The sequence below is a fragment of the Lentilactobacillus hilgardii DSM 20176 = ATCC 8290 genome (assembly GCF_000159315.1).
GTDB classification, from domain to species: domain Bacteria; phylum Bacillota; class Bacilli; order Lactobacillales; family Lactobacillaceae; genus Lentilactobacillus; species Lentilactobacillus hilgardii.
Genome location: NZ_GG669997.1, coordinates 13,420 through 21,287, shown reverse-complemented (window position 1 = coordinate 21,287; position 7,868 = coordinate 13,420). Strand labels below are relative to the sequence as shown.

At 38.0% G+C, this 7,868-nt stretch carries 9 protein-coding genes and 1 pseudogene; 2 read left to right on the top strand and 8 right to left on the bottom strand.

The window, feature by feature from the left end:
- Window positions 1–303 (bottom strand): DNA topoisomerase (locus tag HMPREF0519_RS11220; RefSeq protein WP_003636315.1); only part of this gene is annotated, 303 nt, incomplete at its 3' end.
- A gap of 119 nt (window positions 304–422) precedes the next feature.
- Window positions 423–2,483 (bottom strand): annotated as a pseudogene (gene mobQ / locus HMPREF0519_RS11215) (MobQ family relaxase).
- A gap of 268 nt (window positions 2,484–2,751) precedes the next feature.
- Here mobQ and HMPREF0519_RS11210 point away from each other — a divergent pair.
- Together HMPREF0519_RS11210 and HMPREF0519_RS11205 are read left to right on the top strand one after the other, a co-directional pair.
- On the top strand, window positions 2,752–2,961 hold the full coding sequence (locus HMPREF0519_RS11210) for a hypothetical protein (protein ID WP_040472814.1): 210 nt from the start codon (window positions 2,752–2,754) through the stop codon (window positions 2,959–2,961).
- Between the two features lie 22 nt (window positions 2,962–2,983).
- Complete coding sequence (locus tag HMPREF0519_RS11205) at window positions 2,984–3,238, top strand: hypothetical protein (RefSeq protein ID WP_003636307.1); 255 nt, start codon at window positions 2,984–2,986, stop codon at window positions 3,236–3,238.
- Between the two features lie 13 nt (window positions 3,239–3,251).
- On the opposite strand, the gene HMPREF0519_RS13950 is transcribed toward HMPREF0519_RS11205, so the two are convergent.
- The 6 genes from HMPREF0519_RS13950 to HMPREF0519_RS11170 form a co-directional block, all read right to left on the bottom strand.
- A complete protein-coding gene (locus tag HMPREF0519_RS13950; RefSeq protein WP_003636305.1) occupies window positions 3,252–3,758 on the bottom strand; it encodes a hypothetical protein in 507 nt (168 codons plus the stop codon).
- Entirely contained in the window at window positions 3,748–4,029 is a 282-nt protein-coding gene (locus HMPREF0519_RS11195; protein WP_002819873.1) for a type II toxin-antitoxin system RelB/DinJ family antitoxin, read from the bottom strand. The genes HMPREF0519_RS13950 and HMPREF0519_RS11195 overlap by 11 nt, the downstream gene beginning before the upstream one ends.
- Before the next feature lie 259 nt (window positions 4,030–4,288).
- Window positions 4,289–5,407, bottom strand: coding sequence for a replication initiator protein A (locus tag HMPREF0519_RS11190; protein ID WP_003636302.1), 1,119 nt, complete (start codon window positions 5,405–5,407; stop codon window positions 4,289–4,291).
- A 904-nt stretch (window positions 5,408–6,311) separates the two neighbouring features.
- Complete coding sequence (locus HMPREF0519_RS11180; protein ID WP_010011603.1) at window positions 6,312–6,551, bottom strand: hypothetical protein; 240 nt, start codon at window positions 6,549–6,551, stop codon at window positions 6,312–6,314.
- A 71-nt stretch (window positions 6,552–6,622) separates the two neighbouring features.
- Window positions 6,623–7,414, bottom strand: coding sequence for a ParA family protein (locus HMPREF0519_RS11175; protein ID WP_003636296.1), 792 nt, complete (start codon window positions 7,412–7,414; stop codon window positions 6,623–6,625).
- A 134-nt stretch (window positions 7,415–7,548) separates the two neighbouring features.
- The coding region (locus HMPREF0519_RS11170; protein WP_003636294.1) for a helix-turn-helix domain-containing protein at window positions 7,549–7,868 on the bottom strand (320 nt) is incomplete at its 5' end.

The window sequence follows — 7,868 nt, the reverse complement described above, 5'->3', positions numbered from 1 at the left end:
GGTTTGGCTGGCGCTAGCGTGATAACGTTTATTCATGGCACTCTGGAGACTGGATAGCGAGAATAGTTGGGGACTAGCACGCTTTTTGCCTTGTTTTTGGACGTCCTTGATAAAACCGTCCTGTGAGCCTTTCTGAACGTGTTTAGCCTGCATGAATGTCATTAGCCCTGTTTCGTCTTTAAATCGCTGATAGGGGTCTAATTTTGCGACAAATTTTTGCTGATTAGCAAGAATTTCAGCATTTAGTTCAAAATAGGGCTCTGGCTTAAAGTTTTTGATTGCCTGGTCTCTTTGATAGACCATACACAAGGCTGGCAGCTATAGGTAACTAATCGAGCACGCTCTACGTACCAAATTTTTATCAATATAAAATACATTATGGGCTACCATTCATACCAATTAACCAGTCGCTAATTTTGTGATTACAAGTGCCTGCCCCCATCTTCATGCCGATTACGGGTTTGGTGTTGCCGCTGCTTTTTCGTCATTGCCCACTCGGTCTCTTTTAAGCCACGTAGTTGCTGCTTTCTTAGATAGTCTGTATTTTTCGCATATAAAATGGTCACTAAGGCTTCGTCCAAAATATTCATCAGGTAATTTTGGGGGCTAGTCGGGTGGTAATTAATGGCCTGATAGTCCTTAATTTGGTCTTGCTTATATTGATCAAACCGTGTTGTCTGTTGTTTCAAACGGGCTTGCACCATTTCAATTTGTTTGTGATCCAACTTAGGATCTTGGCCACATTCGCCGATAAAAAGTTGCCGGGTGCCATCATGTTTTAAGACCCGTTGCAGTCGATGATCCTGAATATCTTTTAATTCCATTTTACCTAACAGGTAATTTAAACCGGCTTGGTGTTGCTGACTAGTAAAGACTACCGGTGGCTGCTGTTGTAATTGACTAAGATCATCGGCGCTTAATGGCTTTAATTCTGGGTCATAGTAAACCACAGCGGTATAGATTTGCTCCTTATCAATCGTCTCTAGCTTATCCAGGTCACTGTCCGGAAAAGCAGTCGTTAGAATGCTGTTGTATTGAGTTTGCACTACGGCTTTAACTTCCCGCATGACCCGTAAATTTTTCACCGCTTTAGAAATGAATTCGAGTTCGTTAGGTTGATAAGCGGCTAGCATGCCCCGATCAGTAGGCTTCAAATCGTCTAACTGGTGACCATGTTTGGCTAGCACCGTGGTTAATTGCTTCTCAATTGTTTGGGCCTGCTGATTAACTAACTGCCAGCTGGTATATGGCCGCTTGGTAAACGTCAATAATTGCTGGGTTAATAAGTCACTTCGAATATCCGCTAACCGTTCTGCCAATTTGCTACCCTTAAAAATCGTTTGTTCACTATTAGTTTCTTTAATCAGTTCCCGTCGTTCAGCGGCGGTTATCTGTTCAAAATTAAGTTCCGGATAAAGCTTTTTCGTTGCTCGTTCCACCACTTTATTTAACAACTGGTTAGCTTGTGCTAGTGATGTCGTTTGCTGGTCAATAGTCAGCAGTTGCTTGGTTACATCTTCACCAATGGCATGTTTGATTAATAAGCTGTTTTTCCAATTAAACAGCATGCGCTGTTTATCATCTAAATGTTCTAAATCGACATAGGTTTTCAATTGCTGACTTAGATGACTAATTGTGTGCTTTTCAGAGAACGATAGCTCGTCAGTTAACGCGTCAAAATGTTCATGATTTCTTATCTTTTCGTCAAGATTATGATATTTAGCTTGAGCGTTTCTTTGCGCTCTAACTTGTTGATTAAATGCTTTTCGATTTTTTCTTTGGCTGTTAATGCCTTCGTGTTGGGTAGGTGTCTCTTGAATCCCTTGATCGACAAACGATTTTTCACTAATCCGATCCGGAATATTTTTTTGTGCTAAGAACTGATTAACACTCACCGCCCAATTTTTTCGCCACTCATTAATTTTTTCCTTTTTATCCCAATCAACCAACCAAATTTTTCTTTGTTTTGGAAACCCGCTTTTGGTTAAAAGTTGCTTGCCATTTTCATCTTTAATGTACTGCGTCTTTGCTTTTAATCCCCAACTACCATCGGGGTTAAATGGGCGATTGGTTAACATCACATGTGCGTGCGGATTGTCTGGGTGATCGCGATGAATTGCTACGTCAGCTACCATGCCCTCATCAACAAAATTTTATTGCACATATTTTGTCAGTAATTCTTTCTGTTCGGATTCACTTAATTCTACCGGTAAAGCCACGTTAAATTCTTTTGCATACCGTGAGTTTGATTTACGATCTTTCTTTTCAACTTCATTCCATAATTGTTCTCGATTACTGGCCCATTCTGGTGCGTTTTTTGGGGTTAAAATAAAGCTTTCTGGCATAACCGAGCGGGCATAAAAATAGTGGCGGCCTTCTTGATCATCAAATAATTTTTCACCACTTCGATAAGCGGCACTGGCAATCGCACTTCGTCCTTTACCAGCACTAATATTACTAAAACTCATGTGGAATATTGCCATGTCAGTCACCGTCTTCCTTTGATTCTATGGGCTTTACTTTGTTGTCGCCATCGGCGACTTCTAATACAGGTTTTTGGATAGGATAACATAGAAATAAATTCTATGTGTAAGTGCGCATTGACCTCGTTTCACTCGGTCTTCTGATTCTCTTAACTTTAACTTAGTGTATGCCTTCCGCTTCGCTATTTCAACTTTTATCCTTTGACTTAACGTTCTCTGTATGATATAGTGTCCGTGATTATTTTTTAATATGATTGGAGGGATTGTTATGTCTCAAAGTAACTTAGAAAAACAAGAAGCTAAATTAAAACAGCTTAATCAAAAGATTAAATATGAAAAAAATAAAATTGAGCAAAACCTCGGTAAGCAAATCATTAAATCATCCAATTTAGATTATGCTAATTTGTCTAACGATCAGATTAAGCTTTTAGCCAAGCAATTTTCTGAATTTTTAAAGGTAAAGTCCGTAGATCATTAGCCATACAAGATGGGGAAATTCCATGTCTAATCAATATGAAAAACTAGTCGAGCAACAAGCGCGTTTAAAACAAAAAATTGAGCGGGAAGATTTTAAATTACGGCAATCTAAATACTATGAAAATCGGCAAGCCCGCAAAGCCCGTTCTCGCCGATTAATTCAAAAAGGGGCTTTATTAGAAAAGTACTTTCAATCTAATAACCTCTCGGTCGAACAAACCGAAGAACTTTTAAAAACATTTGCTGACTATGTTAACGCCCATAAACCGGATAAATAAAAAAACGATCAACCTAATAACTAGGCCGATCGTTTTTATTTTCAGGATTATTTTTTGGCTTAATTTCTGGATTGTGTTTAGCAAAGTCTTTTAACTGTTTTTGAATTCTTTGTGTAAGCTCTGCTTTACTTTCTTTGTGCTTCCTTTTACTTGATCGCTGTTGAATTATCTTTTGACCCTTACCTCTTCTTTTTGATTTTAGGTCAAGCGTAAAATCTGAAATTTTATTTTGATCTAGCTTACTTAAATGACCGATTTCTTTAAAGTTTAAACCGGCTTTGGTAAAGCGATAAATATTACCAAGATCGACCCAGGAAGGTTTCTTCAACCCAGCGGATTGCCAATCTTGAATCGGATAATATTGTTGCTTGATATAAGCCGACTTCTTTTCATACTGACTAGTAATTTTAAAAGCCTCGACCGTCTGTTCTGATACCCGACGAATTAAAATTGGCCGAGACTTGCCACCGTTAGTTTCTACAAAACTAACGTATAGGCTGACTAAGTCATTAGTCCTCATCTGGATCGTTGAGCCAATCAGCGACCTCTTTAGCGTCTTTGAACTCGGTGACTGGTGTCCCTTCGGTCGCCTTTAAAAAGCGTAAATTAGCTCTTTCTTCTTCGCTTAAAGACGCATTAAAAGGTAAAGCACCATTAGCAACAATCCGCTTGTAAAACATGTTAATGGCCGTGGTTGGATTTAAGCCCAATTCGCTTAAAACTGCTTCAGTATCATCGGCCAAATCTTTATCAATCTTGACTTGGACCCGTTTCTTTTCCTTAACTGCCATGATTGTCTCATCTCCTTTCTTTTACTACTACCATTATACTACCTTTTGAGTACCTTATCAATAGATAAAGCCCTGGCCTCAAATCACTTGAGCTTGGCGTTGATCTAAAGGCTGAACTTTTGAGCTGGCTAGCCTGGTTAGCTCTGGCACTCATTTAAAAGCCCCTATTCTTCTGTTTAAGCCATTTAAATCTAACTTAAGTATAAATAGGTTAGTAAGTCTTAAAACTGCTTAGAAAGGATTTTGTAGCCTTTTAGGACTAGTAGTACAACCTACTGTTATCGTTGTCGGCCGACTTTTCTTCTTCGGGGTGTTTGGCCGCATATTCTCTAGCCGCTTGTTTATTCCACCAAACGCCAAATAGGTTTTGCATGGTGCCGTATAAGTAGTTCTCAACATTCTTGATATGCTTCTCATTGCTTCTCAGGGCGTTAAAGTAGCGTCTCAAGGCTTTAGTCATTAAAGGTTTCAGTTCCTCATCATCAAGTGGGATTATGACACCAATATCTTTGTGATCTTTCTCAACTCGGTACTTAGCATTTAAGATAATGCCAATGAAGCGCCGCATTTGTTGCGGAGTTCGGCACCAGAAGCTAAGTAATTGCACGGCTTCGGGTTCTAAGAAAACCGGTAAGCCACTGTCTTCATTAGTTAAGAAGTCATTAGCATGGTTCACCAAATCCTGGTTTTGCTTTTGAATTTCGGCTGATGAGAAATTGGCTGTGGAAAAGTCCAACTTTTGAGTATCTATATTGTATCTATGTTTATCTTTTTCTTTAGGTTCTCTATATAGATTAAGTCCATTTTTTGAACTTCCGCTCGTAGCAAGGGTTTGAGAGCTGTTGCCAACGAACTTATGCGGAAGTTCATTTTTTGAACTTCCGCTCGTAGCAAGGGTTTCAACGGTTTCCCGCGGAAGTTCATTTTTTGAACTTCCGCTCGTAGCAAGGGTTTGAGAGCTTTTTTGACCAAATTCGCCGCGTAAATAGACATCGGTTGCTTTCACATCGAGCTTGGACAGATATAAGCGATTCGGTTCATTTTTCTTAGTTTTCGGGTTAAAGCCCATTTGTTTCTGAACGAGTAATCCGATTGATTCCAGCTCTGCTTTTATTTTGATGACTTTTCCCTTTGAACAATTGAACAAGTCCATTAGTTCTTGATTGGTAAAGATAAAGTAGACGTGTCCTTCACTATCAACCCAGTTATTGCGCAAAGAATACTCTAATCGGTCTTTTAGTACCATATAGGCTAATTTAGCGTCATTGCTTAAATGCTTGTATTGCTCGCCATACATTAATACCTTAGGAAACTGGAAAAATAACGCTCCATATACGTTATCTGCTTCATAGTAATTAAAATTTGTTGATTTTGTCATAATAAAAACTCCCTTTCTTGACTGACACACGCTGTCTCAAAAGAGAGTTGCTAAAACCTTCGACTTGCATTACAATACAAATCTGATATGCTCTAACTGAATTACAAAGCCTCACGGCTAAATGAATGCTTTGTAATTTACCAGCATGTGTCTGTTTGTGAGTTGCCTAGTCGGCAACTTTTTTAAGTTCTAACAACAAAAAATGGACTAAATAGCTCTGGTTAGCTACTTAGTCCATTGACTTTAATTTGTTTTTAACTATCCTTAACTTGTCCTTGGGGACTGGTTTGCGGTATAATTAACCTACAAATTAAGAACAATGTTCAGTCGATTTTAACTTGGCGGTGAAAATCGACTGAATCTAAGTAGCTGCCTTATAGCTACTTGCTAAACCAAAAATCCCTGATTCCTCGTGAATCGGGGATTTTTCTGTTTAGCTTGATCTCTATATTCGGTTGTTAAATTAATCTCAGTTTAGCATAGCGCTTACTAAGCGGCAACTTTATTTGGTCTTATATACTTTGCCAGCTTTTGGTTGAAACCAGTAAGCGATAGAAGATACCAGTAAATATTCGAAAAGTAAAAATGCTTCGGGGTGTTTAAGCAAATTTCCATCAAAAACACTGAAAATCATGAGCATAAGCAACCCGCAAAAATACGTGATAAACAGGGACATTATTTGAAAAATTCTTACGACAATACGACGGTTACCACTGATTCTTTCAAATAATAGCTGTAACCAATACTGCATTGGAAATAACCACTGTCGAATAAAAAAGCGGTCATCTACCAGGTGCTTTTTTGCAATTCCAATGGCTGGGATTATCCAAAAGACAATAAGGCTGGCAAACAAAAATATAACACTTATTGAAATTCCTATAACACCCCCCCCCTTAAAGTGACATCACATATTTTTTATAAGCTCATTTAAAAATTTGGAGGCAGACTTAAAATTATGTTCTTTGGCCAGACCGTCAAGTCTTTTGCGTGCACTAGGTTGAAGTGAAAAGGTATAGTTCTTAGTACGTTCCTCTTCATCTTTAAAAACAGGAATAACAAGTTTATCTTTAGTATCAGTTGGCTGTTCTGTTTCATTTTTTTGTAGTGCCTTTTTTATGTTTTTGTTCTCTGGATCGAATGCCATAGGTAGTCCTCCTTTATAATTAACATGCACACGTATTGAATATACATGTGATTGATATGTGTACGAAATATTTATAATTTTTCCGTGATTTCATTAAATGTTTTGTCCATACTGTCGAAAAATTCATGTTGATCAATATATGTTTTGTGGTCTTCAGCCATTTTTGAAAGAGATTTTTTATCCAACGTTGAACGATTGAATAGCTCCTTTTCTGGAACTGTAGCCAATACACTGGGATCGCCTTTTAAGGCTTTTAATAACTCGCGAGATGATCTTGTGTTGTGTTTAATCATGTTGGCGATAAAAAATAATTTGGTCGTGACATAAGATTTTCTAGTAGAGTAATCAATGGCTTCTTTGCGTAACTCGTTAATTCTTTCTTCTAGGTTAAATTTTGCATTATACCCATGTTCACTGGGCGTGATTGGACTAAGAATAGCATTACTGATGATGACTGCATTTTTGGTAGCAGTAGAAAAATCTGGGTGGCAATCTAAAATAATATACTCAAATTTTCCTAAATTTAAACGTTCATAATTATCTGACAACCACATGTAGAGGAACATGTTTTTGTTAGTCTTATTTTCAATGGTACGCTCAATATCGTCAAGGTGCATATCTCCGGCAATTATACTAATATAAGCACTTATTTCATGTATTTTGACTTTCCCTCGATCTAAGAAAATGTTGCCAACAGTGTCTTGATTGTCGTAAATGTTGTAAGTCTGGGTTAAATTACTTTGGTGGTCTAAGTCAATAAATAAAACATGCTTGCCATTTTTTGCTAACCACTCACCATAATTAAAAGCTAGGGTAGTTTTGCCAACGCCGCCTTTTATAGCTGAAAATGTAATAATTTCCATTAGTGTCCCTCCTCATACATGCTAAGTAAGCTTAATAAATATCACTACATGTATAATAACGCATAACACATATGTTTGCAAATGATACATATGTTTTATATTCATGAATAATTAGCATGTGCTAGCTAAGTGTCCTATCTCTTGATATTAAGTTTTTTACGATATCGAATAAAAGTTGTCCGCTTGATCCCGGTATTCCGAGCAACGTCTATGTCACTCATGCCTGCCTGATAAAGCTTAAAAGCATGTTGCAAGCGGGGATCGTCTTGGGTGTATTGGGGTTTGCGGCCATGATATTTACCCTGCTGTTTGGCGAGGGCAATCCCTTGTTGCTGACGCTCGATGATTCGCTTACGTTCGCTTTCAGCCTGATACTTATACAGTTCAATGATGAGGTTAGTCATGAGTTGACGTAAATTCGGGTCAGCGATTCCTGTCATGGACGGCAAATTTA